Here is an 18295-nt window from a genome sequence, read left to right as displayed (position 1 = left end):
AGATGAGCGCTACCCCAGGCCCGCTCGCGGGCGTCAAGGTGCTCGAGTTCGGCACGCTGATCGCGGGGCCGTTCGCGGCCCGCCTGTTCGCCGAATTCGGCGCCGACGTGATCAAGGTCGAGGATCCCAACGGCGGTGACCCGCTGCGCAAGTGGCGCAAGCTCTATCCCGAGGCGGGCGGCACCTCGCTCTGGTGGGCGGTGCAGGCGCGCAACAAGAAGTCGGTCACGCTGAACCTGAAGACGGACGAGGGCCGGCGCATCGCGCAGCAGCTCGCCTCGCAGGCGGACATCGTGATCGAGAATTTCCGGCCCGGCCTGCTCGAGAAGCTGGGCCTCGGCTACGAGGTACTGTCGGCCGACAATCCGGGCCTGGTGATGGTGCGCCTGTCGGGTTACGGCCAGAGCGGCCCGTATCGCGACCGTCCCGGTTTCGGCGCGATCGCCGAATCGATGGGCGGCCTGCGCCACATCACCGGCTACCCGGAGCTGCCGCCGCCGCGCATCGGCATCTCGATCGGCGACTCGATCGCCGCGCTGCACGGCGTGATCGGCGCGATGATGGCGCTGCACCATCGCAACATGAACGGCGGCAAGGGGCAGGTGGTCGATGTCGCGCTCTACGAGGCCGTGTTCAACATGATGGAGAGCGTGGTGCCCGAGTACGGCGTCTACGGCATGGTGCGCGAGCGCACCGGCGCCTCGCTGCCCGGCATCGTGCCGTCCAATACCTATGCCTGCGTCGACGGCAGCATCGTGATCGGCGGCAACAGCGACCCGATCTTCAAGCGCCTGATGAAGGCCATCGAGCGCGCCGATCTCGCCGACGACCCGGCGCTCGCCCACAACGACGGGCGCGTGCCGCGCACCCGCGAGATCGACGAGGCGATCGCCGCCTGGCTCGCGCCGCGCACCATCGAGGCCGCGCTGGCGGTGCTCAACGCGGCCGACGTGCCGGCCGGCCGGATCTACAGCGTGGCCGACATGTTCAGCGATCCGCAGTTCGTGGCGCGCCAGATGATCCAGCGCTTTCGCCTGCCCGACGGACAGGAGATCCCGCTGCCCAACATCACGCCGAAGCTGTCCGACACGCCGGGTGAGACGCGCTGGCTCGGCCCGGCGCTCGGCGAGCATACCGACGAGGTGCTCGGCGGGCTCGGCTACGAGGCCGCGGCGATCGCCGCATTGCGCGAACGGCGCGTGATCTGAGCCGCCGCGCGAGACCGCCCCGGGGCGTCCGGGCTGTCGTTCGCGCGCCATCTTTCCTCGGTTACAATCGCCGCATGCGAATCCTACTCAGCAACGACGACGGTTATCTGGCGCCCGGTCTGGCCGCGCTTTACGAAGCGCTGCGGCCGTTCGCCGACGTGACCGTGATGGCGCCCGAGCAGAACTGCAGCGGGGCCTCGAACTCCCTGACGCTGTCCCGGCCGCTGTCGCTGCATCGCTCGGCGAGTAGCGGTTTCCACTACGTCAACGGCACGCCGACCGACTCGGTCCACCTGGCGTTGACCGGCATGCTCGAGGAACGGCCCGACCTGGTCGTGTCGGGAATCAACAACGGCCAGAACATGGGCGACGACACGCTGTATTCCGGCACCGTCGCTGCTGCCACCGAAGGCATCATGTTCGGCATCCCGGCGATCGCCTTCTCGCTGGTCGACAAGGACTGGGTGGAACTCGAATCGGCCGCGCGGGTGGCCGCCGATATCGTCCGCCACTTCATCGCCCGGCCGATGCCGGGCCAGCCCTTCCTCAACGTCAACATCCCGAACCTGCCCTACGAGCAGATCAAGGGCTGGCAGGCGACGCGGCTCGGCAAGCGGCATCCGTCGCAGCCGGTGATCCGCCAGACCAATCCGCGCGGCGAGGCGATCTACTGGATCGGCGCCTCGGGCGCGGCGCTCGACGCGAGCGAGGGCACCGATTTCCATGCCACGGCGAACGGCTACGTGTCGATCACGCCGCTGCAGCTCGATCTCACCGACTCCCAGAAACTGGCCGCGACGCAGGCGTGGGCGCGCGCGCGGGGCGAGGCTTCATGAGCGGCGAGCGCGCCAAGCGGTTTCCGCTTGCGCTCGAGGATCTGAAACGTGCACCGCGCAAGAGCGCGGCGCGCCCGAACGAGCGGCATCCGAGCTCGCCCGCGCGCCCGACCCTGGGCGCCTCCGTGGCCGGCTCGCCGGCCCGGCCGGCGGGCCTCGCGCGCGCCGCGCACGGCCATGGCGCGGCCCAGGCGAAAGGACCGGCGAACGCGGCGGGGACGGCTGCCGGCAGTGCGGGAAAACCCGCCGTCGCGGGCGCGCTGGCCCTGACCTCGGAACGGGTGCGCGAGCGCATGGTCGAACGGCTGCGCGCCAACGGCGTCACCGATACGCGCGTGCTGGCGGCGATGGCCGCCGTGCCGCGCCACCTGTTCGTGGATCCGGGCCTGGCGGCCCAGGCCTACGAGGATGCGGCGCTGCCGATCGGCCATCAGCAGACGATTTCCAAGCCCTCGGTGGTGGCCCGCATGATCGAGCTCGCGCTCGCCGGGCGCGTTCCCGAGCGGGTCCTCGAAATCGGCACTGGCTGCGGTTACCAGGCAGCCGTACTGAGTCACCTCACGCGCGATGTCTATTCGATCGAGCGCGTGAAGCCGTTGTTCGAACGCGCGAAACGAAATCTCCGGCCGTTGCGCGTGCCGAACATCCGGCTGCATTACGGCGATGGCCGCCTGGGCCTGCCGTCGGCCGCGCCGTTCGATGCGATCGTGATCGCGGCGGCGGGGCTCGACGTGCCGCAGGCGCTGCTCGAGCAACTGACGGTCGGCGGTCGCCTGGTCGCGCCGGTCGGCGCGCAGAGCGGCCAGCCGCAGGTCCTGACGCTGGTCGAGCGGGTCGGGCCGACCCAATGGCGGGAGTCGCGGCTTGATCGCGTTTTCTTTGTCCCTTTAAAATCCGGAGTGATTTGACACTGATGATTACGTTGCGCGCGATGCAAAACAAACAATCGACTATTCCGCTGACATCCGGCCAGCGAATCGGCCAGCGCGCCATCTGTGCAGCCGCACTCCTGCTCGTCGCCGCCTGTGCCTCGCGCATGGACCAGGCGCCGGTGGTGGACCGCTCGGGCGCGGGCGCGATCGGCACCGCGCCGGGTTCGAGCGCGGCGGCCGCCCAGCCGGCGGTGCCGCTCGGCCCGCCGCCGCCGGGCTACTATCGCGTGAAGCCGGGCGACACGCTCTATCGGATCGCGCTCGAGAACGGCCAGAACTATCGCGATATCGCGGCCTGGAACAATCTCGCCAACCCGAACCAGATCGAGGTCGACCAGTTGCTGCGCGTGGCGCCGCCGAACGGCGCCGTCGCCGCGGCTGCGCCCGGCACGCTGCCGCCGCCCGGCAGCTCGAACGCGGCGGTGCCGCCGCTGTCGAGCGGCCCGGCCATGCCGCCGATCTACGGCGCCAACGGCGTGCCCGCCAACGCAGCCCCCTCGACCACGCCGGCTCAGGCGCCGGCCGATGCCGGCAGCGCGGGCCCGAGCTCGGTCAGTTTCGCCTGGCCGGTGCGCGGTCCAATCCTGAACCAGTTCGACGACTCGAAGAACAAGGGCGTCAATATCGGTGGCGCGGCGGGCACGCCCGTCAAGGCGGCCGCCGACGGCCGCGTGGTCTATGCCGGCAATGGCCTGCGCGGCTACGGCAACCTCATTATCGTCAAGCACGACGCAACCTATCTCACGGCGTATGCACACAACCGCGCTTTGATGGTAAAAGAGGGAGATTCCGTCACGAAAGGCCAGAAGATCGCCGAGATGGGTAACAGCGATTCCGACCGCGTGATGCTGCATTTCGAGGTTCGCCGGCAGGGTAAACCTGTCGATCCGCTGAAGTACCTGCCGCCTCAATAGACGAGACGACCATGCCGAAATCGAAGCGCCACGAGCCGCAAGCCGAGTCTGAGAAAATCAGTCGTGCCACGCAAGCATCGGTGGGGCGGTCTGGTGCTTCGAGGGACGACGATGACGATGCCGCAGAGAACGAACGCGATTACGAGGCGCGCGAGTCCGACGCGGAGGAATCCGAGGGCGGCGAGCGCGAGCGCGAATCGGGCAGCGGCGGCCGCGAAAGCGCTCCGGAGGCCGACGATTTCCGTGCCATGCTGCAGGCGGAACTGACCGCCGACACGATCCAGCACTACCTGAACCGCATCAGCGTCAAGCCGCTGCTGACCGTCGAGGAGGAGCAGCGCTATTCGCGGCTGGCCAAGGCCGGCGAATTCGAGGCGCGACAGGTCATGATCGAGCGCAATCTGCGGCTGGTGGTGAGCATCGCCAAGGGCTACCTGAACCGCGGCGTGCCGCTCCTGGACCTGATCGAGGAAGGCAACCTCGGCCTGATGCACGCGATCGAGAAGTTCGACCCGACGCGCGGCTTCCGCTTCTCGACCTATGCGACCTGGTGGATCCGGCAGAGCATCGAGCGCGCCATCATGAACCAGGCGCGCACCGTGCGGCTGCCGGTGCACGTGATCCGCGAACTGAACCAGGTGCTGCGCGCCAAGCGTCACCTGGAAAAGAATTCGATGTCGACGGGCGAGGCGGCCGAGCGCCGCGAGGCCAGCATCGACGACATCGCCTACCTGACCGGCAAGACGGCCGAGGAAGTCACCGACATCCTCGCGCTGAACGAGCACACCGCCTCGCTCGACGCGCCGCTCGACCTGGACCCGGCGAGCAGCCTGCTGGACCTGCTGCCCGACGACCAGAGCCAGTCGCCCGATGCCGAGGTCCAGCATCGCGAGCTCGAGACGCTCACGCGCGCCTGGCTATCGCGCCTGTCCGACAAGCACCGCCATGTGATCGAGCGGCGTTTCGGCCTGAACAACATCGAGCCGGCCACGCTCGAGGAGCTGGCCGACGAGATGGGCCTGACGCGCGAACGCGTGCGGCAGATCCAGCAGGAAGCGCTGGTGCGGCTGAAGCGGTTTTTTGCCTCCAATGGCGTTCGCAAGGACGCCGTTCTGTAAAGCGCGGTTCCGTAACTGATTCATGACTCCAATTCTGGTTTTTGACATCGAGACGATTCCCGATGTCGACGGCATTCGCCGTCTCGAAGATCTCCCCGCCGACCTCAGCGACGAGGAAGTGGCCGAACATGCGTTCGAGGCCCGCCGCGAAAAGACGGGGGGCGATTTCCTGCCGCATCACCTGCAACGGGTGGCGGCGATCTCCTGCGTGTTCCGCGACAAGAGCGGCTTCCGCGTGCGCTCGCTCGGTACCGCCGCGGACGGCGAGGCCGCACTGATCCAGTCCTTCTACCGGACTATCGAGAAATACACGCCGCAGCTCGTGTCGTGGAACGGCGGCGGCTTCGACCTGCCGGTGCTCCATTACCGCGCACTGGTGCACGGCATCGCCGCGCCGCGTTACTGGGACATGGGCGAGGACGATCGCGAGTTCAAGTGGAACAACTACCTGTCGCGCTACCACACGCGGCATACCGACCTGATGGATCTGCTGGCGCTGTACCAGCCGCGCGCGAACGCGCCGCTCGACGCGCTGGCCAAGCTGTGCGGGTTCCCGGGCAAGCTGGGGATGGACGGCGGGCAGGTCTGGGAGGCGTATCGCGCGGGCGAGCTCGAGGCGATCCGCAATTACTGCGAGACCGATGTCGTCAATACCTATCTGCTGTACTGTCGCTTCCAGATGATGCGCGGCGGCCTCACTGCGGTCGAATACGCGGATGAGGTGCAGCTCGTGAAGGACAGCCTGGTGGCCGAGCCGGCGCCGCATTGGGCCGAATACCTGGCGGCATTTCCCAAATAATCCAGCGCTTGGTGACGGACGGCGAATCGATTCCGATGAATCGATTCGCCGTTTTTCATTGTGCGTCCCCGGGCGCGCGACCCGCTCAGTCGCGCAATTCGAGCAGGATCGGCTGGTGATCGGAGGCGCGTGTCGTGCTGTCGATCTCGCAGCGCAGGATCCGCTCGCGCAGCGTTTCGGTCACGAACACGAAGTCGCAGGTCAGCGAGCCTTGCTGCCACTGCTGCGTGTCGTAGATGCCGGCCGTCGGCGGTGGCGTCTCGCCGGGATGGGCGTGCATCCAGGCATCGACGAAAGCCGGTGCGCCGTCGATCGGGGCCAGCAGGCGCCGGTAGGCATCGTCGCGCCAGGCGCTGTTGAAGTCCCCGCAGACGACCGCGTCGCGTGCCCGCGCCGATGCCGTGAAGGCGCTGCCGGTCTTTTCGGCCGAGGCCGGGTGCCGCGCGTGGTCGAGCGCCTCGCGATGCTGCTCGCGCAAGGCCTCGATCTGGGCCATGCGCTGCGCCCCCGAATAGAACTCCAGGTGGGTGGTGACGACACGCAGCGGGCCGTGTGCGGTCTGCAGGTTCGCCTCGAGCGCCACGCGCGGCATCGAGGGCACGCTGTCGTCGGCCGGCCAGGGCAGCGTGTGGCGCAGGATCCGCCCCACCGGCAGGCGCGTGGCGATGGCGTTGCCGAACTGGCGCCGCGGCGCGCGGGCGGCTGCTTGGCCAGGATCGGGCGGCAGGTCGACGGCGAGCGCCTCGATCACCGTGTAGCCGGGCAGCAGCGCGGCCAGTTCGGCGAACTGGTCCGCCCCGGGGCCGCCGGGCAGGCTGTCGAAGCCGCGCGTGAGTTCCTGCAGGCACAGCACGTCGAAGTCGGCGAGTGCACGCGCCTCGGCCACGGTGCGGCCGAGATCGACGCGACCGCTCGCGTCCCGACCCCATTGAACGTTCCAGTTGATCAGTTGCATGGCGAATCTCCGATGCGGGGCGGCCATTCGTCTACAATCTCGCCTTCCCACAAACGAATGTCAGGAAAAGCTGGTGTCTGAAGCCGCCCACACTCCCGCGCGCAAGTCCCGGAACGCGCCCGTCGTGCAAGTCAGCGCGCCCATCGAGATCGAATCGCTCGACCACGAGGCGCGCGGCGTCGGCCGCATCGTGAACGAGGACGGCGAGTCCGGCAAGGTGATCTTCGTCGAGGGCGCGCTGCCGGGCGAGCGCGTCACCTATTCGAGCTATCGCCGCAAGGCCAGCTACGAGCAGGCCACCCTGGTCGAAGTGTTGCGCCCGAGCGTGATGCGCAGCGAGCCGAAGTGCCAGTTCTACGGTACCTGCGGGGGCTGCTCGATGCAGCATCTCGATGTGCGTGCGCAGGTCGCGATCAAGCAGCGCGTGCTCGAGGACAATCTGTGGCATCTCGCCAAGCTACGCTCGGAGGCGATGTTCTCGCCGATCCACGGGCCGTCGTGGGGCTATCGCTATCGCGCGCGGCTGACCGTGCGCAACGTCGCGAAGAAGGGCGGCGTGCTGGTCGGTTTCCATGAGAAGAAGAGCAGCTACGTGGCCGACATGACCAGCTGCGAGGTGCTGCCGCCGCACGTTTCGGCCCTGCTCGTGCCGCTGCGCCGGCTGGTCGAGGGGCTCTCGATCAGCGATCGCATGCCGCAGATCGAGCTGGCGGTCGGCTCGAGCGTGACCGCGCTGGTGCTGCGCGTGCTCGAACCGATCAACGCGGCCGACGAAGCGCTGCTGCGCGAGTTCGCCGATGCCCACCAGGTGCAGTTCTGGCTGCAGCCGAAGGGGCCGGATTCGGTGTTTCCGTTCTACCCGCTCGACAAGTCGCTCGATTACACGCTGCCGGAATTCAACATCCGCATGCCGTTCAAGCCGACCGACTTCACCCAGGTCAACCATCAGATCAATCGCGTGCTGGTCGGCCGCGCGCTGCGCCTGCTCGCGCCGCGCCGCGAGGACCGCGTGCTCGACCTGTTCTGCGGGATCGGCAACTTCACCCTGCCGCTGGCGCGCCTGTCGCGCGAGGTGGTGGGGATCGAGGGCAGCGAGGCGCTGACCACGCGCGCGCTGGCCAATGCCAAGGAGAACGGCGTCGACGGCCATACCTCGTTCGCCTGCCGCAACCTGTTCGAGGTGACGGCCGACGACCTGCGTGCCCTCGGCGCATTCGACAAGTTCCTGGTCGATCCGCCGCGCGAAGGCGCGCTGGCCGTCTCGAAGGCGCTGGCCGAGATCGCGCAGAGCGGTGAAGGCCCCTTGCCGAAGCGGATCGTCTACGTCTCCTGCAACCCGGCCACGCTGGCGCGCGACGCCGGCCTGCTGGTGCACGAGGCCGGCTATCGGTTGCGCGGCGCGGGCGTCGTCAACATGTTCCCCAATACCTCGCATGTCGAATCGATCGCGGTATTCGAGCGCGACTGAGCCGATATCGAACGGGCATGAAAAAACCGGCCCGAAGGCCGGTTTTTCTTGATCCGCATCGCGGTGATTCCGCTCAGTTGCGGTTGCCGCCGAAGATGCCGAGCAGGGCGAGCAGATTGGTGAAGACGTTATACAGGTCGAGGTAGATCGCCAGCGTGGCCGTGATGTAGTTCGTCTCGCCGCCGTTCACCACGCGCTGCACGTCGAACAGCATGTAGGCCGAGAAGATCACGATCGCCAGCACCGACACCGTCAGCATCAGCGCCGGCAGGTGCAGGAACATGTTGGCGACCGAGGCCAGGATCAGCACGATCACGCCGACGAACAGCCATTTACCCAGTCCCGAGAAATCGCGCTTGCTGACCGTGGCGACGGTGGCCATCGCGGCGAAGATCACGCCGGTGCCACCGAAGGCGAGCATGATCAGCGACGGGCCGTTCGAGAAGCCGAGGATGAAGCTCAGCAGACGCGACAGCATCAGGCCCATGAAGAACGTGAAGCCGAGCAGCACGAACACGCCGGCGCTGCTGTTCTTGGTGCGCTCGATTGCGAACATGAAGCCGAATGCGATCGCGAAGAAGGCCAGCAGGCTCATCACCGGACTGGTGGCGGCGAACAGCGAGAAACCGGTCGCGACCCCTACCCAGGCGCCGAGCACGGTCGGGATCATCGAGAGCGCGAGCAGCCAGTAAGTATTCCGCAGCACGCGGTTGCGGGTTTCGGCCGAGGCCAGCGTACCGCCGCGACCGAAGTTGTACGGATAGTCGTTCATGGTTTCTCCTAGCATGGAACGTGACAGCGATCGGGAACCGGATGCATCGCGATGCGCTGCAGCAATCCGGGCGCCGCACTACATAAGATCGGTTTGCCGGCCCAAGGTTTCAAGGGCCACCGAGCAAGAAAACACGGGCGACGCGCAAATGTCAGCATACCCGGTTTTCGACCTTACGATTGTGTAAGGGTTCAATCGCTATGATACACGGGAACGTGTTACAATAGCGGATTCATTTGAAAACGTAACTTCTTAATTTCTTGGAGTTTTTATGGCAATCGAGCGCACCCTGTCGATCATCAAGCCGGATGCAGTGGCAAAGAACGTGATCGGTCAGATCTACAGCCGTTTCGAAGGCGCTGGCCTGAAGGTCGTCGCGGCTCGTATGGCGCACCTGTCGCGCGGTGAGGCAGAGCAGTTCTACGCTGTCCACGCAGCACGTCCGTTCTTCAAGGACCTGGTCGACTTCATGATCTCGGGCCCGGTGATGATCCAGGTTCTGGAAGGCGAAAACGCCATCCTGAAGAACCGCGACCTGATGGGCGCGACGGATCCGAAGAAGGCCGAAGCCGGTACCATCCGTGCCGATTTCGCCGACAGCATCGATGCCAACGCCGTGCACGGCTCGGACGCGCCGGAAACGGCAGCCGTCGAAATCTCGTTCTTTTTCGCCGGCCTGAACGTCTACTCGCGCTAAGCGGGTAACGGAATCCGGCGCACGCGGCAAGGCAGGGCACCATGACGAGCGAAACTTCCGTCAATCTTCTCGACTTCGACGCCGAAGGCCTCGTCGCGTATTGCGGCAGCCTCGGCGAGAAGCCGTTTCGCGCCAAGCAGTTGCAGCGCTGGATTCATCAGTACAACGCCGCCGATTTCGACGGCATGACCGATCTCGCGAAGTCTTTGCGCGAAAAGCTCAAGGGCCGCGCGATGATCGGCATGCCCGAGATCGCCAGCGATCACGTTTCGTCGGACGGCACGCGCAAGTGGCTGATCGACGTGGGCAACGGCAACGCGGTCGAGACCGTGTTCATCCCGGAAGAAACGCGCGGCACGCTGTGCGTGTCCTCGCAGGCCGGATGCGCCGTGAACTGTCGGTTCTGTTCGACAGGCAAGCAGGGTTTTTCGCGCAATCTCTCGACGGCTGAAATCGTCGGACAATTGCGCATGGCGGAATTCGCGCTGCGCGAATCGCTCGGGCGTGCCCCCGGGCCGAACGGCAAGGCCGATCGCGTCGTCACCAATGTGGTGATGATGGGCATGGGCGAGCCGCTGCTCAATTACAGCGCGGTGGTGCCGGCCATGCGGCTGATGCTCGACGACAACGCCTACGGGTTGTCGCGGCGCCGCGTGACGCTCTCCACCTCCGGCGTGGTGCCGATGATGGACCGCCTCGGTGCCGAACTGCCGGTGGCGCTGGCGGTGTCGCTGCACGCGCCGAACGATGCGCTGCGCGACGAATTGGTGCCGCTCAACAAGAAGTACCCGCTGCGGGAGCTGATGGCCGCATGTCAGCGCTATCTGACCGTCGCGCCGCGGGATTTCATCACATTCGAATACTGCATGCTCGACGGCGTCAACGACACCGACGCGCATGCGCGCGAGTTGCTCGCGGTGACCCGCGACGTGCCGTGCAAATTCAATCTGATCCCGTTCAATCCGTTCCCGGAATCGGGGCTGCTTCGCTCGAAGAACGAGCGGATCAAGCAGTTCTCGCAGATCCTGATCGATGCCGGCGTGGTCACGACCGTGCGCAAGACGCGCGGCGATGACATCGACGCCGCCTGCGGTCAGCTTGCCGGCGCCGTGAAGGACCGCACGCGCCTGGCGGAACGGACGGGAGCGGGAAAGATCATCGAAGTCCGGGCTGTCTGACGGGGAAGTCCGGGCGACGCGAAAGCGATCCGGGGCGGGCTTGGCCCGCCTCTGTTTAACGGTTGCGCTTCGGCGCCGGGCGATGCGCCGGCGCGGTCGCGCAAGTGAAGAAGAATCGACGCGAGGATTAGGATGAGCGAGCCGCAACCGCCAAGAGGCACAGAGACGAACGCCGAGCACAAGCCGGCGTCGGCGGGGTTGGAGTCGTTGGCGGCGGTCGGGGCGCGCCTCGCGCAGCTGCGCGAGGCGAAGGGTTGGTCGGTGGCGGACGTATCCTCTCGCCTGAAGGTGGCGGCGCCGAAGCTGCGCGCGCTGGAGGCCGGCGATATCAGCCAGATGCCGGGCGCGACCTTCGCGGCTGGCGTGGTGCGCAGCTACGCGAAGATGCTTGGCGTCGATCCGGAACCGTTCGCGCAGGCGCTGCGTCGTGAGAAGGGCGTGCCGGAGGTGGATCTGTCGATGCCGGCCTCGGCCGGTACCGGCCTGCCGCGTGGCCGCGTCTCGATTCCGCTCGGCGCGCCCACGCGCGGTCGCACATGGCTGTGGGGCGTGCTGGCGGTGATCGTGGTGCTGATCGCGGCGGCGATGTGGCATTCGAGCGGCGATTCCGCGAACTGGCTCGCGCGCTTCAAGTCCAATACCGGCGCGGCATCGCCGGCCGCCTCGGAGGCCGGGCAGGCTTCCTCGGTGGCGGCCCAGGCGGCAGCCACCTCCGATACCACCGCGATCGCGGTGGGCGGCTCGACGGTGACGGGCGGTGTCGCCTCGGATGCTGGCGCAAGTGCCGGCGGCAATGCGCCGGCCACGAACGACGCTGGCGCTTCGGCCGCGGCGCCGGCCCAGCCCGGGTCATCGGCGGTGGCGCCTGCCGCGGCATCGTCGGCCGATGGCGCGAGCGTGGTCGCGGCGGCCGGCCAGTCGATGCTCGGCATCACGGTCAAGCAGGATTGCTGGGTCAGCGTGCGTGACAAGAGCGGCAAGGAACTCGTATCGGCCCTCGTGAAGGCCGGCGAGACGCGCCAGGTGGCGGGCGATACGCCGCTGCGCGTGACGATCGGCAACCGGGCCGGCCTCGAGTCGGTCACGTTCGACGGAAAAATCGTCGATCCGGCAAAATATTCGGCGGGTAAGGGCAACGTCGCGCGCTTCGCGCTGCCCTGACAGCTAGCGTCGTGGCTGACCGGGCACGACGCTTTTTCAATTCGCGCGCCGTCCGCGGGCGGCGCTTCCGGCGTAAATGGATCCAACGATGCAATCCGAAGCTCAATCCCCACGCAGCAGCCAGATTTGTTCCACCGAACCGGTGTTCGGCGGCTCCTTGCCGCGCCGCCGCTCGCACGCGGTGGATGTCCGTTGGGGCGGGAACCTGGTGACGATCGGCGGCGACGCGCCCGTGCGCGTGCAGTCGATGACCAATACCGATACCGCCGACGCGATCGGCACCGCGATCCAGATCAAGGAACTGGCCAACGCGGGGTCGGAGCTGGTCCGGATCACTGTGAACACGCCCGAGGCCGCGGCCGCCGTGCCGGCGGTCCGTGAGCAACTCGACCGGATGGGCGTCGCGGTGCCGCTGGTGGGCGACTTCCATTACAACGGCCACCTGCTGCTGCGCGACTACCCGGCCTGCGCAGAATCGCTCTCGAAGTACCGCATCAACCCGGGCAACGTCGGCCAGGGCGCCAAGCGCGACACGCAGTTCGCGCAGATGATCGAGGCTGCCGCCAAGTACGACAAGCCGGTGCGCATCGGCGTGAACTGGGGCAGCCTGGACCAGGACCTGCTCGCGCGCATGATGGACGAGAACGCCGCGCGCAGCGCCCCCTGGGACGCGCAGAGCGTGATGTACGAGGCACTGATCCAGTCGGCGATCGGCTCGGCCGAGCGCGCCGTCGAACTGGGCCTCGGTCGCGACAAGATCATCCTGTCATGCAAGGTCAGCGGCGTGCAGGACCTGATCGCCGTCTATCGCGAACTGGCCAAGCGCTGCGGCTTCGCCCTGCACCTGGGCCTGACCGAGGCCGGCATGGGCTCGAAGGGCATCGTCGCCTCGACGGCGGCGCTCGGCGTGCTGCTGCAGGAAGGCATCGGCGACACGATCCGCATCTCGCTGACGCCGGAGCCCGGCGCGCCGCGTACCGGTGAGGTGGTGGTCGGCCAGGAAATCCTGCAGACCATGGGCCTGCGTTCGTTCGCGCCGATGGTGATCGCCTGCCCGGGCTGCGGCCGCACCACCAGCACGCTGTTCCAGGAACTGGCGATGCAGATCCAGACCTACCTGCGCGAGCAGATGCCGTCCTGGCGCAAGACCTACCCGGGCGTCGAGAAGATGAACGTCGCGGTGATGGGCTGCATCGTCAACGGGCCGGGCGAGTCGAAGCACGCCAACATCGGCATCAGCCTGCCGGGCTCGGGCGAGAATCCGGCCGCGCCCGTGTTCATCGACGGCGAGAAGGTCAAGACGCTGCGCGGCGAGCGCATCGCCGAGGAATTCCAGCAAATCGTGAGCGACTACGTCGCGCGCAACTACGGCCAGGCAACGGCCGAGCAATAAATCGTCAACCGAAATCAGATGACCGAAACCAAGCGAAAGCTCGAAAAACTGACGGGCGTGAAGGGCATGAACGACATCCTCCCGCAGGATGCCGGGCTGTGGGAATTCTTCGAGTCGACCGTGAAGTCGCTGCTGCGCGCCTACGGCTACCAGAACATCCGCACCCCGATCGTCGAGCATACGCAACTGTTCACGCGCGGCATCGGCGAAGTGACCGACATCGTCGAGAAGGAGATGTACAGCTTCACCGACGCGCTGAACGGCGAGAACCTGACCCTGCGTCCGGAGAACACCGCCGCCGTGGTGCGTGCCGCGATCGAGCACAACCTGCTCTATGACGGCCCGAAGCGCCTCTGGTACGTCGGCCCGATGTTCCGCCACGAGCGCCCGCAGCGCGGGCGCTATCGCCAGTTCCACCAGGTCGGCGTGGAAGCGATCGGTTTTGCCGGCCCGGATGCGGACGCGGAAATCATCATGATGTGCCAGCGCCTGTGGGATGACCTGGGCCTGACCGGCATCAAGCTCGAGATCAACTCGCTCGGCCTGGCCGAGGAGCGCGCCGCGCACCGCGTCGAGCTGATCAAGTACCTCGAGCAGCACGTCGAGGTGCTCGACGAGGATGCCAAGCGCCGTCTCTACACGAACCCGCTGCGCGTGCTCGACACCAAGAATCCGGCCCTGCAGGAAATCGCCCAGAACGCGCCGAAGCTGATCGACTTCCTCGGCGAGAGCTCGCGCGCGCACTTCGACGGGCTGCAGCGCCTGCTGAAGGCCAATAACGTGCCGTTCACGATCAATCCGCGCCTGGTGCGCGGCCTCGATTACTACAACCTGACCGTGTTCGAATGGGTGACCGACAAGCTCGGCGCGCAGGGCACGGTGGCCGCTGGCGGCCGCTACGACCCGCTGATCGAGCAACTCGGCGGCAAGCCGACGGCGGCTTGCGGCTGGGCGATGGGCGTCGAGCGGATCCTCGAACTGCTCAAGGAAGAGCAGCTCGTGCCGGAGCAGGACGGCGTCGACGTCTATCTCGTCCACCAGGGCGAGGCGGCGCGCGAACAGGCCTTCATCATCGGCGAGCGCCTGCGCGACACCGGCCTCGACGTGATCTTCCACTGCAGCGCCGACGGCGCGAGCGCCAGCTTCAAGTCGCAGATGAAGCGCGCCGACGCGAGCGGCGCCGCCTACGCGGTGATCCTCGGCGAGGACGAGGTCGCCAACGGCACGGCCGGCGTGAAGGCCTTGCGCGGCGCGGAAGGCGAAAAGAGCGCGCAGCAGACGGTAACGGTCGAGAACTTGACCGAATTTCTAATCAATGCGATGGTTGCATCCGCCGAAGACGGCGACGACTGATCGCGGCGCATCCGCTCGACAACAAGCTGGACAGAAGGAATCGCTAGGCGATGAGTTATCACGACGAACAAGAATCGATTGAAAGCGTAAAAGCGTGGTGGGCCCGCTGGGGCAACCTGACGACCTGGATCCTGACTGCCGTGCTCGTCGTGGTCGCGGCCTGGAACGGCTGGAATTTCTGGCAGCGCCATCAGGCCTCCGAAGCGTCCGGGCTGTACGAGGCGGTGCAGCAGGCCGTCACCTCCGGCGACAAGGCGAAGATCGCGCGCGCGGCCGCCGACATGGAAGACAAGTACGGCGGCACCGCCTATGCGCAGATGACGGCGCTGGCGGCGGCCAAGGGCCTGTACATGGCGGGCGATTCGGCCGGCGCCAAGACCCAGTTGCAATGGGCGATCGATCACGCGAAGGACGACGAGTACAAGCAGATCGCGAAGCTGCGCCTGGCCTCGCTGCTGCTCGACGAGAAGGCCTATGACGCCGGCCTGGCGCTGCTCAACGGCACGTCCGACGAAGGCTTCAAGGGTCTCGTCGCGGACCGGCGCGGCGACCTGCTGGCGGCGCAGGGCAAGCGCGACGACGCGCGCTCGGCCTACCAGCTCGCGCTCGACTCGCTGCCGAAGGAAGACCAGCGTGCGCGCCAGCTCGTGCAGTTCAAGCTCGACGCGCTCGGTAGCTGAGCGTCCACGCTCGTTCCACAACCCTAGATAGCTTCGCTCACCGATGAATTTGCTGAAACGTAACGCTCTTCCGATCGCCTGTGCCGCTGCCATTCTCGCGCTGTCGGCTTGCTCGGCCACCAAGGACGCGCGCCGCGTGCCGACGCCGCTCACCGAGATCAAGCCCGTGCTCAATGTCCAGCAGGCGTGGAAGACGAGCGTCGGCAAGGGCGGGCGCTATTCGTTCTCGCCGATCGCGGTCGGCGACGCGGTGTACGCCGCGGCCGCCAACGGCACGGTCGAGAAGATCGATGCCAAGACCGGCCAGACCGTGTGGCGCACCAAGCTGCGCTCGGACCTGTCGGCCGGCGTCGGCAGCGACGGCACGCTGACCGCGGTCGGTGCGCTCAAGGGCGGCGTGTTCGTGCTTGGCGCGGACGGCAAGCAGCTCTGGCAGACCAACGTGCAGGGCGAGATCTTCTCGCCGCCGCTGGTCGGCAACGGCCTGGTGATCGTGCGCACCATCGACGGCCAGGTGATCGCGTTCGCCGCGCAGACCGGCGAGCAGAAGTGGGTCTACCGCAGCCGCGCGGTGCCGCTGAACCTGCGCGTGTCGGCCGGCATGACCTTCGCGGGCGACCAGGCCGTGCTGGCCGGTTTCCCCGGCGGCGGGCTGGTGGCCATCAACCTGCAGTCGGGCGACGCCTTCTGGCAGACGCCCGTGTCGTTTCCGAAGGGCGTGACCGAGGTCGAGCGGATCAACGACGTCAGCGGCCCGCCCACCTTGGTCGGCGCACTTACCTGCGCCGTCACCTTCCAGGGGCAGATCGGCTGCTTCGATGCGAACTCGGGCCGTCCGCTCTGGGAGAAGGCTTTCTCGAGCCGCAGCGGCGTGGCGCAGGACGATACCGTGCTGGCTGGCGGCGACGACTGGTCGGTGGTCACGGCCTACGACGTGTCGACCGGCAACCAGCTCTGGCGCAACGACAAGCTCAAGAGCCGCGATGTCGGCGTGCCTTACCTGCTCGGCCATGCGCTGGTGCTCGGCGACTACAAGGGTTTCGTCCACTTCCTGTCGCGTGACGACGGTTCCTTCGTCGCGCGCATGAAGACGGACGGCAGCCCGATCACGGCGGCGCCGGTGCTGGCCGGCGACACGCTGGTGGTGCAGACGCAGGACGGCGAGCTGTACGGCTTCCGTCCACGCTGAGCGATCGGTTTGGAATTGCGCGGCCCGGCGCCCGATGGCGCGGGCCGCGCGTGTTTTTTGGCGTGGCGATTGCCGCCGATGCCCCCGAGCGGATGGGGCCGGCGCGCTGCCCGGGCGGCATGCCGCCGTGTTCACGCGTTGCGCGAGTCGCACGCGAGCGCCCGTCGCGGCGCGGAATTCGTGCTAATTTTCATTCAACGCAGCCGCCCGTCGCAGCGCATCTCGCGCGCGGCAGGTCTCCCGCTCCTGCGTAATACCGTAGACGACATCAAATGAAACCGGTCATTGCCCTCGTCGGGCGCCCCAATGTGGGGAAATCCACGCTGTTCAACCGGCTCACACGCTCGCGCGACGCCCTCGTCGCCGACCTGCCGGGCCTCACGCGCGACCGCCATTACGGCGAGGGCCGGGCCGGCGCGCGCCCTTACCTGGTGGTCGACACGGGCGGCTTCGAGCCGGTCGCGAAGGACGGGATCCTGCACGAAATGGCGCGTCAGACGCGCCAGGCGGTCGAGGAAGCCGACGTGGTGGTGTTCATCGTCGACGGTCGCAACGGGCTCGCGCCGCAGGACAAGTCGATCGCCGACTACCTGCGCAAGACTGGCCGGCCGATCTTCCTGGTGGTCAACAAGGCCGAGGGCATGAAGTACACGGCGGTCGCCTCCGACTTCTACGAGCTCGGCATGGGTGACCCGCGCGCGATCTCGGCCGCGCACGGCGACGGCGTGACCGACATGATCAACGAGGCGCTGGAAGTCGCCTACGCCGGCCAGCCCGAGGAAGCCGACGACACCCAGGCCTCGCACGGCGTGAAGATTGCCATCGTGGGCCGCCCGAACGTCGGCAAGTCGACGCTGGTCAACACGCTGATCGGCGAGGACCGCGTGATCGCCTTCGACATGCCGGGCACCACGCGCGATTCGATCTACGTCGACTTCGAGCGCAACGGCAAGCCCTACACGCTGATCGACACGGCCGGCTTGCGCCGTCGCGGCAAGGTGTTCGAGGCGATCGAGAAGTTCTCGGTGGTGAAGACGCTGCAGTCGATCTCCGACGCCAACGTCGTCATTCTTCTGCTGGATGCCCAGCAGGACATCTCCGACCAGGACGCGCACATCGCCGGCTTCGTGGTGGAGCAGGGCCGCGCGCTGGTGGTGGGCGTGAACAAGTGGGACGGGCTCGATGCTCACACGCGCGATCGCACCAAGGCGGACCTGACCCGCAAGCTGAAATTCCTCGAATTCGCCAAGTTCCACTTCATCTCGGCGGCCGAGAAGACCGGCATCGGCCCGCTGCTGCGCTCGGTCGACGACGCCTATGCCGCCGCCATGAAGAAGCTGCCGACGCCGAAGCTCACGCGCGCGCTGATCGAGGCGGTCGAATTCCAGCAGCCGCGCCGCCGCGGTCCGGTCCGGCCGAAGCTGCGCTATGCGCACCAGGGCGGCCAGAATCCGCCCGTGATCGTGGTCCACGGCAATGCGCTCGACGCCGTCACCGAAACCTACAAGCGCTATCTCGAGAATCGTTTCCGGGAAACTTTCGCGCTGACCGGCACTCCATTGCGAATAGAGTTCCGCTCCTCGGTGAACCCCTACGCGGACAAGGGGCGCGGCGACTAGACCGAACGGCCGGCCCCGGAGCA

Annotated in this window: 17 protein-coding genes; 15 read left to right on the top strand and 2 right to left on the bottom strand. The window is 67.1% G+C overall.

Translation table 11 applies throughout. The features are described 5' to 3' along the window. Positions 1-2 precede the first annotated feature (2 nt). The 6 genes from FB600_RS12005 (at position 3) to FB600_RS11980 (ending at position 5807) form a co-directional block, all read left to right on the top strand. Positions 3-1208 carry a CaiB/BaiF CoA transferase family protein gene (locus FB600_RS12005; protein WP_098153948.1) on the top strand — a complete coding sequence of 402 codons (1206 nt, stop codon included), beginning with the start codon at positions 3-5 and terminating at the stop codon, positions 1206-1208. A 74-nt stretch (positions 1209-1282) separates the two neighbouring features. Beyond that, the gene (gene surE, locus FB600_RS12000; RefSeq protein ID WP_145756777.1) at positions 1283-2044 is read left to right on the top strand and encodes a 5'/3'-nucleotidase SurE; all 762 of its coding nucleotides are present in this window, start codon (positions 1283-1285) and stop codon (positions 2042-2044) included. Continuing rightward, positions 2041-2952: a protein-L-isoaspartate(D-aspartate) O-methyltransferase gene (locus FB600_RS11995; RefSeq protein ID WP_013698256.1), complete on the top strand. Its 912-nt coding sequence runs from the start codon at positions 2041-2043 to the stop codon at positions 2950-2952. Before surE ends, FB600_RS11995 begins: the two co-directional genes overlap by 4 nt. A gap of 5 nt (positions 2953-2957) precedes the next feature. After that, positions 2958-3890, top strand: coding sequence for a peptidoglycan DD-metalloendopeptidase family protein (locus FB600_RS11990; protein ID WP_098181871.1), 933 nt, complete (start codon positions 2958-2960; stop codon positions 3888-3890). Positions 3891-3901: 11 nt separating this feature from the next. Continuing rightward, the gene (gene rpoS, locus FB600_RS11985) at positions 3902-5008 is read left to right on the top strand and encodes an RNA polymerase sigma factor RpoS (protein WP_096748743.1); all 1107 of its coding nucleotides are present in this window, start codon (positions 3902-3904) and stop codon (positions 5006-5008) included. 22 nt (positions 5009-5030) lie between these two features. After that, complete coding sequence (locus FB600_RS11980; protein ID WP_013698253.1) at positions 5031-5807, top strand: 3'-5' exonuclease; 777 nt, start codon at positions 5031-5033, stop codon at positions 5805-5807. Between the two features lie 85 nt (positions 5808-5892). Here FB600_RS11980 and FB600_RS11975 read toward each other — a convergent pair whose 3' ends face one another. Continuing rightward, positions 5893-6762, bottom strand: coding sequence for an endonuclease/exonuclease/phosphatase family protein (locus FB600_RS11975; protein ID WP_145756778.1), 870 nt, complete (start codon positions 6760-6762; stop codon positions 5893-5895). 73 nt (positions 6763-6835) lie between these two features. On the opposite strand from FB600_RS11975, the gene rlmD reads away from it, so the two are divergent. After that, complete coding sequence (gene rlmD / locus FB600_RS11970; protein WP_096748745.1) at positions 6836-8230, top strand: 23S rRNA (uracil(1939)-C(5))-methyltransferase RlmD; 1395 nt, start codon at positions 6836-6838, stop codon at positions 8228-8230. A gap of 73 nt (positions 8231-8303) precedes the next feature. On the opposite strand, the gene FB600_RS11965 is transcribed toward rlmD, so the two are convergent. Then, entirely contained in the window at positions 8304-9002 is a 699-nt protein-coding gene (locus tag FB600_RS11965; RefSeq protein WP_017919871.1) for a Bax inhibitor-1/YccA family protein, read from the bottom strand. 271 nt (positions 9003-9273) lie between these two features. Here FB600_RS11965 and ndk point away from each other — a divergent pair, with 271 nt between their 5' ends. From ndk to der, 8 genes are all read left to right on the top strand, one after another. Next, positions 9274-9699, top strand: a complete 426-nt coding sequence (gene ndk, locus FB600_RS11960) for a nucleoside-diphosphate kinase (protein ID WP_013698249.1) — start codon at positions 9274-9276, stop codon at positions 9697-9699. Between the two features lie 41 nt (positions 9700-9740). Further along, on the top strand, positions 9741-10877 hold the full coding sequence (rlmN, locus tag FB600_RS11955) for a 23S rRNA (adenine(2503)-C(2))-methyltransferase RlmN (RefSeq protein ID WP_013698248.1): 1137 nt from the start codon (positions 9741-9743) through the stop codon (positions 10875-10877). Between the two features lie 132 nt (positions 10878-11009). After that, entirely contained in the window at positions 11010-12038 is a 1029-nt protein-coding gene (locus tag FB600_RS11950) for a RodZ domain-containing protein (protein WP_096748746.1), read from the top strand. A gap of 88 nt (positions 12039-12126) precedes the next feature. Further along, complete coding sequence (gene ispG / locus FB600_RS11945) at positions 12127-13431, top strand: flavodoxin-dependent (E)-4-hydroxy-3-methylbut-2-enyl-diphosphate synthase (RefSeq protein ID WP_025097656.1); 1305 nt, start codon at positions 12127-12129, stop codon at positions 13429-13431. An 18-nt stretch (positions 13432-13449) separates the two neighbouring features. After that, complete coding sequence (hisS, locus tag FB600_RS11940; protein WP_013698245.1) at positions 13450-14784, top strand: histidine--tRNA ligase; 1335 nt, start codon at positions 13450-13452, stop codon at positions 14782-14784. Positions 14785-14834: 50 nt separating this feature from the next. Continuing rightward, complete coding sequence (locus FB600_RS11935) at positions 14835-15464, top strand: tetratricopeptide repeat protein (RefSeq protein WP_025097658.1); 630 nt, start codon at positions 14835-14837, stop codon at positions 15462-15464. Positions 15465-15507: 43 nt separating this feature from the next. Next, positions 15508-16653 (top strand): outer membrane protein assembly factor BamB, encoded by a 1146-nt coding sequence (gene bamB, locus FB600_RS11930; protein WP_096748747.1) that lies wholly within the window; start codon positions 15508-15510, stop codon positions 16651-16653. A gap of 272 nt (positions 16654-16925) precedes the next feature. Then, complete coding sequence (der, locus tag FB600_RS11925; RefSeq protein WP_060003598.1) at positions 16926-18272, top strand: ribosome biogenesis GTPase Der; 1347 nt, start codon at positions 16926-16928, stop codon at positions 18270-18272. Positions 18273-18295: the final 23 nt, after the last annotated feature.

Source organism: Burkholderia sp. SJZ089, from assembly GCF_007828315.1.
GTDB lineage: Bacteria > Pseudomonadota > Gammaproteobacteria > Burkholderiales > Burkholderiaceae > Burkholderia > Burkholderia gladioli.
The sequence above is the reverse complement of the archived record's forward strand: the minus strand, read 5'-3'. Positions and strand labels throughout refer to the sequence as shown.